The organism is Gulosibacter sp. GYB002 (assembly GCF_036577665.1).
Taxonomy (GTDB): domain Bacteria; phylum Actinomycetota; class Actinomycetes; order Actinomycetales; family Microbacteriaceae; genus Gulosibacter; species Gulosibacter hominis.
On sequence record NZ_JARBDD010000008.1, the window covers coordinates 64,842 to 79,558 of the forward strand.

General features: G+C 59.2%; 12 protein-coding genes and 1 tRNA gene. 6 read left to right on the plus strand and 7 right to left on the minus strand.

Translation table 11 applies throughout. From position 1 onward, the window contains the following. Positions 1 to 604: 604 nt before the first annotated feature. Positions 605 to 1,180 carry a hypothetical protein gene (locus PV375_RS04770; RefSeq protein ID WP_230972641.1) on the minus strand — a complete coding sequence of 192 codons (576 nt, stop codon included), beginning with the start codon at positions 1,178 to 1,180 and terminating at the stop codon, positions 605 to 607. Positions 1,181 to 1,318: 138 nt separating this feature from the next. Between PV375_RS04770 and PV375_RS04775 the strand changes: the two genes are divergently transcribed. From PV375_RS04775 to PV375_RS04795, 5 genes are all read left to right on the plus strand, one after another. Next, the gene (locus tag PV375_RS04775; RefSeq protein WP_332106359.1) at positions 1,319 to 2,524 is read left to right on the plus strand and encodes a Fic family protein; all 1,206 of its coding nucleotides are present in this window, start codon (positions 1,319 to 1,321) and stop codon (positions 2,522 to 2,524) included. 854 nt (positions 2,525 to 3,378) lie between these two features. After that, a complete protein-coding gene (locus PV375_RS04780) occupies positions 3,379 to 4,077 on the plus strand; it encodes a hypothetical protein (protein ID WP_332106360.1) in 699 nt (232 codons plus the stop codon). Positions 4,078 to 4,671: 594 nt separating this feature from the next. After that, entirely contained in the window at positions 4,672 to 5,430 is a 759-nt protein-coding gene (locus PV375_RS10540; protein ID WP_442903927.1) for a Fic family protein, read from the plus strand. Positions 5,431 to 5,486: 56 nt separating this feature from the next. Then, complete coding sequence (locus PV375_RS04790) at positions 5,487 to 6,326, plus strand: Fic family protein (protein WP_332106362.1); 840 nt, start codon at positions 5,487 to 5,489, stop codon at positions 6,324 to 6,326. 352 nt (positions 6,327 to 6,678) lie between these two features. Further along, positions 6,679 to 7,829, plus strand: a protein-coding gene (locus PV375_RS04795) for an IS3 family transposase (protein WP_110477080.1) whose coding sequence is annotated in 2 segments (ribosomal slippage) — positions 6,679 to 6,949 and positions 6,949 to 7,829 — 1,152 coding nt in all. Because the reading frame shifts where the segments join, the coding sequence is not laid out codon by codon here. 141 nt (positions 7,830 to 7,970) lie between these two features. Here the strand turns inward: PV375_RS04795 and PV375_RS04800 are convergent. Together PV375_RS04800 and PV375_RS04805 are read right to left on the minus strand one after the other, a co-directional pair. Continuing rightward, positions 7,971 to 8,303 carry a DUF2637 domain-containing protein gene (locus tag PV375_RS04800; RefSeq protein ID WP_332106363.1) on the minus strand — a complete coding sequence of 111 codons (333 nt, stop codon included), beginning with the start codon at positions 8,301 to 8,303 and terminating at the stop codon, positions 7,971 to 7,973. A 10-nt stretch (positions 8,304 to 8,313) separates the two neighbouring features. Beyond that, entirely contained in the window at positions 8,314 to 8,529 is a 216-nt protein-coding gene (locus PV375_RS04805) for a helix-turn-helix domain-containing protein (RefSeq protein ID WP_332106364.1), read from the minus strand. 174 nt (positions 8,530 to 8,703) lie between these two features. Here PV375_RS04805 and PV375_RS10545 point away from each other — a divergent pair, with 174 nt between their 5' ends. Next, positions 8,704 to 8,958 (plus strand): helix-turn-helix domain-containing protein, encoded by a 255-nt coding sequence (locus PV375_RS10545; RefSeq protein ID WP_442903934.1) that lies wholly within the window; start codon positions 8,704 to 8,706, stop codon positions 8,956 to 8,958. Here PV375_RS10545 and PV375_RS04810 read toward each other — a convergent pair. From PV375_RS04810 to PV375_RS04825, 4 genes are all read right to left on the minus strand, one after another. Then, a tRNA-Met gene (locus PV375_RS04810) sits at positions 8,915 to 8,991 on the minus strand. The two genes, PV375_RS10545 and PV375_RS04810, sit on opposite strands and share 44 nt — an antisense overlap. A gap of 86 nt (positions 8,992 to 9,077) precedes the next feature. Further along, a complete protein-coding gene (locus PV375_RS04815) occupies positions 9,078 to 10,364 on the minus strand; it encodes an MFS transporter (protein ID WP_332106365.1) in 1,287 nt (428 codons plus the stop codon). Between the two features lie 101 nt (positions 10,365 to 10,465). Further along, a complete protein-coding gene (locus PV375_RS04820) occupies positions 10,466 to 13,381 on the minus strand; it encodes a UPF0182 family membrane protein (RefSeq protein ID WP_332106366.1) in 2,916 nt (971 codons plus the stop codon). A gap of 119 nt (positions 13,382 to 13,500) precedes the next feature. Further along, positions 13,501 to 14,658, minus strand: coding sequence for a YlbL family protein (locus tag PV375_RS04825; RefSeq protein WP_332106367.1), 1,158 nt, complete (start codon positions 14,656 to 14,658; stop codon positions 13,501 to 13,503). Positions 14,659 to 14,717 lie beyond the last annotated feature (59 nt).

Genomic DNA, 14,717 nt, shown 5'->3' on the forward strand with positions numbered 1-14,717 from the left:
GGGAGCACGAGCGCCAGAGCTGCACATACAGTTGTGGCAATAGTCCTTGACCACATGAATATTCCTTTCCATCACCTTTGATGTGTAGATGAATAACATATCCCTTATCGGAAGCAATAGGAATGGGTGGAAATGTCACCTTCCAAGACTGCCCACGCGGGACGTATATTTCACCATACGCATGGATCGATACATGGTTTGAACCGCGTTGACTTGGCGCTCGGCACATTGATGCAGGCGCTCAGCTCTCTCCTCACACTCGGGGCCTCGCCTTCTGCACCCCTGCTTGAGCAAATGGCACGCTCGCACTCTCAAGCGCCTGTGCGCGAAACGTCGGAGTTGATCTGTGCAAGGGTGCACTAACTCGCGGAACGGCGTCAAAGAGGAAAAGGTCTCGGCCCTGACCAGACTTGCTGGTCAGGGCCTGAATTGGTTGCGGGGGCAGGATTTGAACCTACGACCTCCGGGTTATGTGCATCAGTTACCCCGATTTCAGCAGCGCCGAGCTGGCAAAACTCCAACCGAAAAAGCGATCACCGCGAATCCCAGTCAGCCACGCACGCACATAGACGCCTACGCAACCGGCCGACAAACAATCCAGCAGCTACGCTCCGGCATGAATGTCATAGCCCTCGAACACTGCCGGAAGCTCGGACGGGTCAATCGTCGTCTGGATTCCAAGTTCATACCAGACCGGGTCGTTGACTGGACCTTCGATGTAACAAATGAGCATATAGTCACGCTGTCCTGACACCCAGGTATCACCTACGGTGCCGTAGATTGCCACACCAAAAATGCCATCCTCGCGTTGATAAATAACCGATTCCGACTCCGGGGCAAGCTTGTCACGCGAATACCCGCCTGGAACCCCACTCGGCCCATGACTCTTGGTCTCAACCATGTGCAGACACACCTCGTACGCGTTTTCAGCGTTGACCACATCCCCAGAATCAGCGTCCGGCGCAGTCGGTTCCACCCGACCACCAGGCTCCGATTCAAACGGCACCTCAGTATCAGACTGGACCCCGGTAGGTGAAGGGCTCGCAACCACCGACTGCGCCCCAGTCTCGGGCGCCGGCGAAGAAACAGCACATCCAGTCAACGACACCACCGACACCCCGGCCAGGAACACCGTAAACGCCCGTAGCTGAACACGAGACCCAGCAAACGTTGCCATCATGACCCTCCCTGGGCACAAGAGTACTCACGTGCTCTGTTGCTGCACTTTCCTTTCTCTGATCCGTCTCACCAAAAAGCTGAGAACGAACGAGGTAAAGTATTCTCAACTGGACAATAGTTGAGAATCGAGGTGGTCTGGTTGGCCTCCCAACACGTAACGATCCCACCGATTACCTGGTCGGAACAAGTGTGGCAACCTCAGGCCGGCCGCTATACCGATACGACGATGATCCCCGACTACGGGCGCACCTACCGAGCCCTGGTTCCACCGCGAATCGCTGACCTCCAGGTGCGAGTTCCAACTGTGCTCGCACAAGAGCTTGACGATGCTGAAGCGGCACTCCGCAACTTTGACACCCAACATGGCATCGATATTGCGCACTTTGCCGCATTGCTATTGCGCAGCGAAGCACTATCATCGTCGCAGATTGAACAGGTGGACGCCGGCGCTCGGCAGGTGCTTGCCGCCGAGATTGGTGAGTCATCTCGCACCAATGCGTTGCTGATCACTTCGGCTAGCCGCGCCATGCAAACTGCCTTAAGCGACAACGCCCCCGTCGATGCGGCGCTGGCCCAGAGAATCCACCTCGCGCTATTGCACGACTATCCGCGCGCCCATCCAGGTGAGTACCGGACCGAACCAATTTGGGTCGGCGGGCAAGAAGCGACTTCACCGCTGGCTGCCGAGTTTGTTGCCCCACCCGAAAACCTTGTACCCGAACTCATGGACGATTGGGGGGCATATGCTGCTCGTCGCGATATCCCCCCGCTTATTCAAGCGATGATCGCGCACGCACAGTTCGAAACGATCCACCCTTTCAACGATGGCAATGGCCGCACTGGGCGAGCACTGCTCCAGGCAATGCTGCAGCGGCGCCACGTCGCCGCTCGAGCCGTTGTTCCCATTTCAAGCGGATTGCTCGCAGATACGAACAAATACTTTGACGCACTCTCCGCATATCGAAATCAAGACGCCGCACCCATCCTCTCCGCTGCAGTCGAAGCCACCCACCGCAGCATCGCGAATGCTCGGCAGCTGGTTACTGAGGTCCAAACGATTCAGGCACGCCACGTTGAAGCGGCCCAGGCACGACGCGGGTCGAGAACAGCACAGCTCATCAGCTTTGCAGCGAAACAGCCAGTGTTCACGCCACGGTTAGCAAGTGAACAGCTAGGAGTTCGCCCCAGTAATTTGCAACGCGACCTCGACCGACTCGTTGCTGCCGGCATCCTACGAAAGTCGGCAAGTGAGCACCGAGGCGGCGGCAAAGTGTATCGCGCTGATGATTATCTTGCCGCACTCGATCGATTCACAGCTCGAGCACGTCGCTCGCCGGCGAGGTGATCGAGTGACTCCAACGGCCCTCGTGCTCGGAGGCGGCCAGTTTTTTTTGCGCAACCATCAAGCGAAAACGAACCAATACAACAGCGACTGCCCTGCCATCGATCTCCCGGGCCAGCAACAGTAGCCGGTTTCGCAAGTAGCGAGGAGTTCAACGGAACAAAACGCGCCCGGGAGTGCTGTGGCTGCATCCTGCACTCGAAATCTTCCGTTGAACTCACGGGCACCGACCGCAAACAACCCGGAAAAGGTCTCGGCCCTGACCAAGATTTTTCCTGGTCAGGGCCTGAATTGGTTGCGGGGGCAGGATTTGAACCTACGACCTCCGGCTTACGTGCATCAATAACCCCGATCACAGCGGCGCCGAGCTGGCGCCCACAGCGGATCGCAGAATCGGAGTCGCCCTTGGCATTGAATGAACTGGAATCAGCTGATGAACTCGCACGAGCGACTACAGCTAGGGCCCCTATAAATCGCGGTGATGACTCTCTCGATACTCAATATCACCGGCCGACCGCTTGCTGCGCCGCAAGCACCAAACAACTAGCCCCGCGACAAGCGCTGCTGAGCCGAGGAGGACGACAATCCAAATTACATCAGCAACCACTGGACCCAACATGACATCTCCTGTGACGCTCTGTTTATTCGGCCTCTGCCAATACTAGATGCTGCACATTTTACACCACAAGAACAGATAGGGGGCACACCACAAGAACAGATAGGGGTTGCAGGAACCAGATTCGCAGATTCAGTGGCAGCACAGCGAGCTCACACCAGGTTGTCAGCTATTTTCCAACTGTTTCTGAGTAGAACTTAAAATTGAAGCCCCGTACCATTCCTTCACAAAGGAGTCAAGAATGGCTAGCCAGATGCAGCACCTGACGAAATGTCTCATCGCATTACTCATAGCCATACCGCAACCTGTCAGCGGTTTTATCCCAACAGAACAGCCCTCCACCAGTGCAACAAGCTTCGATTCCTCATCAGAAGCGCCCGACATGGAGAACATTAAGTCCGAATTACTTGAGCTAGGTGTAGACATCGACGAAGCGGATGCTCTCATAGAAAAACTCAAGGAAGGCGTCCCTTGGGATTCAATGACAAAAGATACTCCCCTCCGCGAAGAACCCATCTATGGATCATCTACCGGCATGAAACTCACCTATGCAGACGGCTCAGTAGCAATTGTCACCGTCGAATCACCGAAGCCTGTTCACTCTGACAATGCTTCTTCCCTCGGTCTTCAAGGATGCACCGAGAAACACTCCTCGGGCATCAAGTACGCAACAAATTGTGAAGTCGCCTATAACGGGGTCTCTTTCCGATACGGCTTCAAAGCTGACTATTCATACGGCCCTTCGAGCGCATCAATCAAGGCAAGACCAGGAACCCAGTACGGATATGTGGTGGGTGGCTCATGGTCGTTCGAAGGAATCACTTCAACGAGTCGAACTGTCCGCGGGAACTTTTCACTCACCTTCGGCCCCTACTTGGGCAAGTCTTTCTGGGTTCAAGGAAATGTGAACAACAATGGCGCCTGGACAACATACGGATAGCAATTGAGGATTTGCCTACGAAATCCAGTAGAGAATCTTGAGGAGAGTGTCGTAGAAACCTCAAAGGCCACCCGCATGCATCAGCCCACCCTAAATGCGCAAGTCTTGCTCGGCGCTACAGACTGCCCGCCGATTTCGGTCAGCTCAGCACGGCCAACACCCTTTCTCTTCGCGAGAGCCGGCCATGTCAGGCCCGACGGTTTCCCGCCCGTACCCTCCTTACTTCAGTTAGCTACTCGACTCCTGAGTGGGCAGCAGCGACACCGGTGTGTAATTGATGAGGGTCCCAATCTAATGCGATTGGGACCCTCAAGCCGCGGCTCCGCACGGGGACCTCTTGCTCACCTCGGCAATCACCTCGGAAAAGGTCTCGGCCCTGACCAAGATTTTTCCTGGTCAGGGCCTGAATTGGTTGCGGGGGCAGGATTTGAACCTACGACCTCCGGGTTATGTGCACGAGTGACACCAATCTCGGAGGCACCCACCCTTCTGCGCAAGCATCAAACAGTATCGGCGCAAATCACCTTCAACGAGATCAAGTCCGCGACGTAGACTGACTCTCCATCGAGCAATTGCTGAGCCTTGGAGTAAAAGATGAACTGCAACCTCGAAGTCGTAGACCTTGCCGGGCTCATCTACTCATCCGGCAAGGTATTCAATGGCCTTAATACCAACCGGCTCGATACTGAAGAGTTCCTTCGCACCGGGGACACAAGCAAAGTCCACTCACGCGCAGACCTCGAACTCCTCAACGACCTCCGCGACGCGGCCCAATTCATCCTTGAACACCCCAGTCCTCGAATCGATGCCCAATTCGTTTGCGACGTGAACGCTCGACTCACCCGAAGCGCCGCGCTCGAACCCGGCAAACTTCGCCGCATCGACCAGCGAATTGGCGTTGACACCGTGTTTGGGCGGCACGAGCCACCGGCGATCACTGTCGATCAGCTCGAAGCGCTCGTTGCCACAGCACAGTTGCCGGCAAACCCACGCGAGCGAGCAATGAACCTGTTTATTGACCTCGCCAAGGCACAACCGTTTGGCGACGGGAACAAACGCACAGCACTGTTTGTCGCAAACAGCGCTGTTCTTTGGCAGCCAACGCCGTTGATGCTGACGGTGCCCGTCAGTGAACATGACCCAAAGGTGGCAGCCACGCTAAATGAGGCGATCGCGCGAGCCTACATTCATGACGACCACCGAGACGTGAAAGCGCTCCTTACCGCTGCGGGATGCAAGACCCTCCCATCGACAAAGTCTCCTTTGGCGAGGAACAGCCGACCACGTGATATTCACGCCGATCAAAGCGCGCACACGCCCCGGTCTCAGCAGCGCGGACCAACACTCAGCTGACCGCCCGATTCTCGACAGCACATGAACACACCCCGGCGACTACTTGGAGGAATTGAATGACTGCTGCGAACTCTAATGACGAGTACGCCATCAGCGCGGCAGCGTTCCGTGAAGCGTTGCAATCCCAGCGAACAACGAAGCTCAAAGGCGGGCTATATCACCTGACACAAATCCTGATGGCCTACAACACCAACCGCATCGAAGGAAGTCAGCTCAGCATCGACCAAACCCGGTATATCTACGAAACCCGTACCGTAAGCGGCGAAAACGTGCCGGTTGACGACGTTATCGAAACAATCAACAGCTTCGAGCTCTTTGACACGATGATGGATCGCCTAGGCGAACCAATCACCGCGGACACGATGAAGGAATATCACCGGATTCTGAAATCGGGAACCCGTGCCGTCGGAGCTCCATATTTCGTTCTCGGAGATTGGAAGAACGTCGCCAACGTCATCGGAAGTGGCGAGGTACCCACGAGCTCGCCCGCAAACGTAGATCGCGACATTCATGCCCTGATCGAACGCACGCCAACGTCAATGACCTTTGAAGACATCGTGCAGTTCCACTACGACTTCGAACTCATCCATCCGTTCTCTGACGGAAACGGGCGCGTCGGCCGCATCCTCATGTTCCAACAATGCTTGCAAAACGACATCATGCCGTTAGTCGTCCTCGACGACCAGAAAGCGTTCTACTACCGAGGACTAGACCGCTACGAGGAACAACCGGGGTTCCTGCGCGATACCCTTCGCGCTATGCAAGACAGCTACTACGCTCGCTTTGAACAGTTCGTAGCCCCAACGTTACGACCGGCCACTGGGCGACCACGAGACGTGCACGCGAATCATCAGCAAACGACCTGCCCTCGACCTGACGGTCCATCCATCGCTTAGATCGTTGCGCTTCTCGAATTTGTAGTCGTACCCCTGAGAAGCCCCACAGTCACCGGGATTGCTGCTGATCGGGCAAGGACTTCAACATCGCGCTTTGCAGACACAGGCTGCTGACCTTGAAATCCCCATTCCTCAAGGGCACCTTCGCACCAGAGCTGATCCGCACGAACCCGCGTGGTAATCACGTGGTCGCCACGCTGTGCTTCGCCTGCCGCATACTCGGGTGAAATGGCAACCCAATCACCCGGATTGATGTGCGTTACACCCCGTGGGCTGACCCCGTTTCGTAGGTCCAGTCGTTATGAGAGTCGTCCTGTTGCCCGCGGTCGCGGGCAGGGAGACTGGTCAGATCATGACGAACAGCAGGAAGCGTCACACCCCGGAGCAGGTCGTCCGTAAGCTCGGGCAGGCCGACAGGATGCTCACCGATGGTCAGGACGTCGCGGCGGTGTGCCGGGAGCTGGGGGTGTCCGAGCAGACGTACTACCGGTGGCGGAACCAGTACGGCGGCCTCAAGGCCGACGACGCAAAGCGTCTGAAGGAGTTGGAGAAGCAGAACGCGACCCTGAAGCGTCTGCTCGCGGAAGCGGAGCTGGAGAAGGCCGCGCTCAAGGAGCTGGCTGAGGGAAACTTCTAAGCCCGGACAGGCGCCGCGCCGCCGTCGATCACCTCAAGCGCAAGTTGCGGGTGAGCGAACGGATGGCGTGCCGTCTGGTCGGGCTGAGCCGCTCCGCGTACCGGCGACCGCTCAAGGGCGACACGGTCACGGACCCGGATCGGGCGCTCAGGGAGTGGCTGCGCGCCTGGGCGAAGGACCATCCCCGCTACGGGTATCGGCGGGCGTATCACGACGCCCGCGCCGAGGGGTGGGTGGTGAACCACAAGAAGATCCAACGCCTGTGGCGTGACGAAGGGCTCCGGGTCCCGCAGCGGCGTCGACGCAAGCGCGTCGGGTCCTCGACCGTCGACGCGCCGACGGCGGACGCGCCGAACGTGGTGTGGGCGGTGGACTTCCAGTTCGACGCCGACGAGCACGGACGATTGATCAAGATCTGCTCGATCGTCGACGAACACACCCGGGAGTGCATCGGCGGCCTCGTGGAGCGCTCGATTACCGCCGACCGACTCACCGCCCACCTCGAGGACCTCGTCGCCGCCCGGGGCGCCCCGGCGGTGCTCAGGTCGGACAACGGGCCGGAGTTCATCAGCGAGGCGATGGCCGACTGGGCTGGCACCCGCACCGGCCTGTCCTACATCCCTCCGGGCTCGCCGTGGCGCAACGGGTACGTCGAGTCGTTCAACAGCCGGATCCGCGACGAGTGCCTCAACATCAACAGCTTCTACTCGCTGCTGCACGCACAGGTCATCATCGGCGACTGGAAGGACGAGTACAACCACCACCGCCGGCACTCCTCGCTCGGCTACCTAACCCCAGCCGAGTACGCTCGGCAGTGCACCCATCAAATGGAAACCGACGACTCACAGAACGTCCGGACCGAATGAAGGGGGCGGCTCACAACGGATCAGCAACCCGATGACAAGTAAGCAAGACGACAACCGGGAACAACACCGACTCATGATCGACCAACAAACCCAGCAACCCCATGCCAACTATCCCCAATCACAACGTGAGGAGGTTATGGATTATGTGTGATGCACGTCCACACCGCCGGTGGCATCCACCACTGTCGCGGTGTGCACCGCGTTGCCAACGATGGACACCAGAGCAAATAACGACAGCGTGACCCACGGCCAAGCGACCTCGCGGCGCGGGGCGTTGCGCCACTGGAAGATCACGAGCATGGCGGTCACGATCGAGCCATCGATAATGGTCGGCCACACCCACGCGATTGGCTCGGGGATACCGGACCGCGCGGCCAGATGACTTAGCGCAGTGAAAGACAGCGCGAACGAGCCGAGCGCGATGCTGCCAACGCACAGCGCTGCAACCACTGCCAGCCAACGCGGGCTCTGCACGTTCGCTGTCTTATTGGCGCGCATCAGTTTCACCAAGTAGTGCAGCTACCGTGCTCTGCCCGTTAGCGCGATCCACTTCCGCGCGGGAGATTCGCCACTGACCGTTAATCACCTTGTGCCCAGCGAGCTTCCCGGACTTGAGCCATTCACGCACCGTCGCAGGCGACAGGCGAAGGAGCACCGCAGCTTCGGAAACGGTGAGATCTTCCTGCATTTCTGCGTTCATTGGCGCAGTTACTCTCTGTGCATGTCAGATTTGACACGTGCAGGCTAACACGAACAGATCATTTCTGACATGAACAGATATGCTTGTGTCATGAATAACGCAGAATTCACTCAGGCTCCGAGCGTGACCTCCGGCGTGAACACTCGCATCCACGGTCAACTCTTTGCGGTACGCATGACCAAGAAAGACTTAGCTGTTGCGCTCGGCTTGTCAGTTGCGACTGCCTCGCGAAAGCTCAACGGACATATCGATTGGACGGTCACAGAGCTTGTACGACTGGCGGACGTGCTTAACACATCGGTCGCTTATCTGGTCGGTGAGACCCCCGAGACTCACCGGAAAATGAAGAACGGTCTGACTCGACTTGAGTCAGACCGTTCTGAATTGGTTGCGGGGGCAGGATTTGAACCTACGACCTCCGGGTTATGAGCCCGGCGAGCTACCGAACTGCTCCACCCCGCGGCACATCAATCGACTATACCGGATGGTTACGGGAAAGTCCAATGCCGTTCATATTGCAGCCCGGCCACGCATCTCAACACCAAAAATCAGTCTTCCCGCACATCCTGTAACCGGCCACGCCGGTGCGCCCACAGCACCACTGGCACCGCGAGCAGCCCCGCAACCCCACCAATCACGCTGAGCGTCGCAAAGCTGGCGCCCGCCATGATGAGCCCCGACACTCCCCCGCCAGCAGCCCCCGCCAGCGAGATCGCCACATCGATCGTGCCCTGTGTTTTCGGACGCGTTGCGGGCGTGGTTGCATCCACCACCAGCGCGGTGCCCGCAATCAGCGTGAAATTCCATCCCACGCCAAGCAGCACCAGCGCGGTAATGAGCAGCCCCAGCGAATCACCCGGCGACATCGCCGCCACAACACCCGAGGTAAGCAGCACGAGCCCGCCAAGCACCGCCATAAGCACGCGACCGAATCGGTCGACCATCCTGCCGGTCACAAGCGAGGGCAAATACATGGCACCGATATGCAAGCCGATCACCAGCCCCACATGCTCATAGCCGTGCCCGTGGTGCCCCATATGCACCGGTGTCATGGTCATGATCGCCACCATGCTGATCTGTGAGCACACCATCACCGCCGCACCAACATAGGCGCCGGCGCCAACACCGGCTACGGGCCCACCTGCCGCCGGTGCAGCCACAACCGACGCATCCGTATCCGCAGCAATCTGCTTCGCCACCAAGAACGGGTCGGGGCGCAGCAACACCAGCAACACCACACCGGCACCCAAAAACGCCACCGCCGCCAGCAAAAAAGGCCCCGAGTGCCGAGGAAGACCCAATTGCAACGCCAAATCCCCCAGCGGAGCGATCAGGTTCGGCCCCAGCACCGCACCGAGCGTCGTCGCCACCATCACCACGCTCACCGCCGTGGCACGCTGTGCGGGCGTGGCCAGATCGGTGCCCGCATACCGTGCCTGCAGATTTGTCGACGTGCCGGCACCGTAAACAAAAAGGGATGCAAATAGCGCCCATATATTTTCGGATGCGGCCGCGAGCACCACCGCGATGGCACCAATTCCACCAGCTGCAAACCCCAGCCCCAAGCCCACACGGCGACCAAGCCGCTGCGTCATGCGCCCCACCAAAAATGCCGAGAGCGCAGCACCCAGTGTGAACAGCAGCGTCGGCAACCCGCCGAAGCGTTCAGAACCGAGCATTTCGGTAGCAAGCAGTGCGCCAACGGTAATGCCCGCGGCGAGACCGAGGCCGCCGAGCACCTGACTTATGACCACAATGATGAGGGTGCGGCGCTGCAGCCACTCGCGCGCCATCGGGTCGGTGACGGCCTCCGCAGCTAGCTGTTGTGCATCCATGTAGTTCTCCCGTCGACGGTGCCCCGGGCCCCTTCGCACAGTGCATCCAAAAACAAGTTTGGCGGCAGAACCGCACAAGTTCTGCCGCCAAACTCACATCACTATGGTTTGATGCGTTTTTCTGCCTCGGCTGCACGCTCGAGCGCATCGGTCATACGCTTGTCAGCCTCAGCAGCACCCACAAGGTCGTTGTTTTCGTAGGCCTTGGTGCGGTCTTCAAGCGCCTTACTGGCGTCATTCAGCGCCTGTTCGAGATCGGCACGGGCATCACCACTGGGTGCGCTCGGTTTCTCAGTCGCCTCCGGCGTTTCTGACTTGTCACCCTCGGGGTCGGCAGGCACATCGTCACCGGTTTCGGGCACCTCGACATCGGGGTTATCGGCCTGATTTTGCGCGTTTGAGTCGCCCGCCGTGGTACCCGAGTCGCCGCCGAACAGTTTGTCGAGGGCCTCATCAAGCGTCGATTCAAAGGCGATGTTGTCACCGAATGCCACCAGCACGCGCCGCAGCAGCGGATAGCTGGTTTCACCGGTCGACTCGACGTACACCGGCTGCACGTACAAGAACCCGTCACCCATCGGCAGCGTCAGCAGGTTACCGCGCCGCACCCGTGTCTGGCCGCCGCGCTCGAGCAGGTTGAGTTCGGTGGCCACCTCGTTATTCGAGTTGAAGATGTTTTGCACCTGACCGGGGCCATTAACCGAGTCGTTCTGGATGTTCAGCAGCGTGAGTCGACCATAGTCTTCACTCACCTTGCCGTCGGTCGACCCGGCGTCGGCGTTGGCCGACAGATACCCGGTGAGCACGTTCCGCGACTGCTGCCCCTGACGCACATACGGGATGTAGGTCGAGTACAGCGAGAATGCGGGGTCGTGACCCGGCATGCGCATGGTCATGTAGTACGGGGGCTGCTTGGGACGTTCACCCTCACGCTGCCAGGTCGGTTCACTCGGCAGCTGCCAAGCGTTGTTCTGGTTGTAGTACTGGTTCGCATCGGTCACGTGGTAGGTCGCGAGCACCGAGCGCTGCACCTTAAACAGGTCTTCCGGGTAGCGAACGTGGCTGAGCAGGTCACCCGACATTTCACTCACCGGCTTCACCGTGGCCGGATACACCTTCTGCCAGGTCTGCAAAATCGGGTCGTTTTCATCCCAGGCGTAGAGAGTCACCGAACCGTCATAGGCGTCCACCGTCGCCTTAATCGAGTTGCGCATGTAGTTCACCGTCTCGCCACCGAACTGCTGCGCAGTGTTGGTGTCGGCAATCGCCTGCGCAACCGAAGTCTCTGACGAATATGGATAGTTGTTCGTGGTGGTGTAACCATCAACGATCCAGACGATGCGGCCATCCACCACCGACGCATACACATTGCTGTCGAGCGTGAGGTACGGTGCGGCTGCCTGCACCCGCTGGGCGGGGTTACGGTCGTAGAGAATCTGCGACTGCTCGTTCACCGCATCCGAAAGCAAAATCTGTTCCGAACGGAATTTCACCGCGTAGACAATCCGGTTGAACCAGTTGCCGAGGCTGGGGCCACCCTCACCGCGGAAGGTGGTGTAGGTCTGCGCAGCACCGTCGTCACCGGCAACGTGGTCAAACTCGCGGTGATCGCTACCCTCGGGCGCACCCACGACCGAATATTCGGGTGAGTTTTCGCCGAAGTACACGCGCGGTTCAAACTCTCCCAGCTGGCCCTGCTGCGGCATACCGGATGCAAAAAACAGCGGCTGACCGTCGGGGCCGCGCTGGTTACCATAACCGGCCACAAGACCGTAACCGTGGGTGTACACCGTCGCACGGTTCACCCACGATTGGGCGTCGGCGCCGAGGCCATCAATGTTGATTTCACGCACCGACATGACCGCGTCCTGGGTTTTACCGTCGATCGTGTAGCGGTCAACATCGAGCTGCTTCGGGAAGGCGTAGTAGGCCTTTTCTTGTTCGAACTGGGCGTAGGTCGGCGACACCAGGGCCGGGTCGAGGATGCGGATATTTGCAGCGGTTGCGGCATCCTGACGCAGCTGCCCGGGCTCGGCCGTGGTCACACCCGCGTAGGGCACCACCTCAACATCGTCCACGCCATAGGCAGTGCGAGTGGCGTCAATGTTGTGCTGAATGTACTCGGTTTCGAGCTGCTGCTCGTTGGGGCCCACCTGCAGCTGCTGCACACCCCACGGGTAAGCGAGCGTTACCACTAGCCCCACCACGACGAGCGAACCAACACCGATCGCCGGCAGCCGCCAGCTGCCCGCAATCGCGGCGAAAAAGAACAGCAGCGCAACCACCACAGCAGCACCGGCGAGGATCGTCAAACCGGGAATATTCGCGTGCACATCGGTGTAGAGGGCACCCGCCCAGCGGCCCTGATCCTGGGTCAGCCGGTCATAGCGGTCGAGCCAGAAGTTTACACCCTGCAGCAGCACAAACAGACCCGCCAGCACGGCGACCAGGATGCGGGTGGCCTTGGAGATGATCAACTGGTTGCCGGTGATGCGGATGCCGCCATACAGATATGAAACCGCAACCGCCAGCACCAGCGATACCAGCAGCGCTGCCGAGGCAAACATGGCAACACCGCGCCAGAATGGCAGCTGAAAAACGTAGAACGACACATCCAAACCAAACAGCGGATCGGTCTGACCGAACGGTGTCGAATTCAAAAACGCGAGCACGGTGGGCCAGGCATTGGCGGCTGCCATCCCCGCGAGTACACCCGGGATGATCGGCACGATCAAAAACACGGCACGACGCACGGGTTCGAGCATCTTCTGATACTCATTGAGCTGCTGCGAGAGCTTCGCGTAGACGGGGCGGGTGCGGTAAGCAATCTGCGTGACCAGGTAGAGCGGCACCGCCATCGCCACGAACCCGATTACAAACATCACCGCGCTGGCGATCCAGCGAGTGAGCAGCACCCCTTGGAAACCGAGCTGGTCAAACCAGAGGTAGTCGGCGTAGTAGTTCGTGAACCAAAAAAACACCACTACCAGGGCAATCACCACGGCGATGGTGATCACCAGAGGAGTGAATCGCTTCGTGGTATTGCTATTTGATGCGGCAGCCGGGTTGGGTACCTGAGGAGAGCTCACATTTGTCCCGTCGTCGATTGTCGTTCAATCGCCCAATACTACCGGGGCTATTGCACCTGTTGCACCCCGTCAGCGATAGCGTCGGCGCAGGTGCGTAGCCCCTCGGTGTCGCCGGAGGCGTTACCTTTCAACACGTCCACGGCCTCGCTCAGATCGGCTACCGCGTACACGGTCATATTGCGCGGAGCCGAGCCGCCACTGAGCGCCTCGCCGCAATTTGCCTCGGGGGCAATGAAATAGTCGGCACCGTTGTCGCTAGCGGCATAGATTTTTTGCCGCACCCCGCCGATAGGGGTCACCGTGCCATCGGGCGCGATTGCGCCGGTGACCGCCACCGACAAACCGCCGGTGAGGCTTCCCGGTTCAAGTTTGTCGATGGTTGCCAGAGCGAACACCAGCCCGGCGCTGGGGCCGCCAACATCGGCCAGGCTGATGTGGACATCGATTGGGAAATCATGTTTTTCTTGCACGAGGATGCCCAGCAGCGGTCGCCGGTTTCCCTGCCCGTCCTCAGCGGGTTTCGGAGTGACTGACACCACTTTTTCTTCACCATCGCGGCGGATGCGCACTGCAACCGGCTCGGTGGTCAGTTGCATCTGCTGCACATCGGCAAGCGATCGGATGGGTTTTTCGTCGTAGGCGAGCACCACATCCCCCGCCGTGAGTTTGTCGGTGGCGGGGCTCCCCTCCGGCACCTGCGCCACGACCACCTGGGTTTTGACGTCATAACCGAGATAGCTGAGGGCCGCCGCCACCGAGGTGTCTTGTGAGCTGGTCATCATCGCCGCGGTCTCTTCGTCGCGCTGCTGTTTCGACACACCAATCGGGTAGTACAGCTCCATCGGCAGCACGTCACTGGTCGGGTTAAACCAGGCGCCGGCAAGCTCGAGCCAGTTGAGCTGATACTCGGGGTTCCCCACAACCGACACGGTCATCACCGTCAATTCGCCCGCATCCTCGGGATAGGTTTGTGCGCCCGAGATGCTGATGACCTCCTGCTCCTCGCCCGCGGGGCCCGCCGTGCCGAGCGCATTCGCGACCGGTCCCGGTTCGCGAATCACGTACGGTGAGGGGGTCAGTGCCAGCACCAGCAGCAACACCAGCCCGGCAACTATTGACACCACCCCCGGATGGATGCGGCGACGTTTCGGTGCTGCCGCAGCATCGGATGCGGGGTTCGCGGAGGGCGCAATAGATTCGGTCACAGATGGCAACTTTCCTAGGTTTTGATGCGGAAACGCTTCGCACACCGTCGATACTGTAG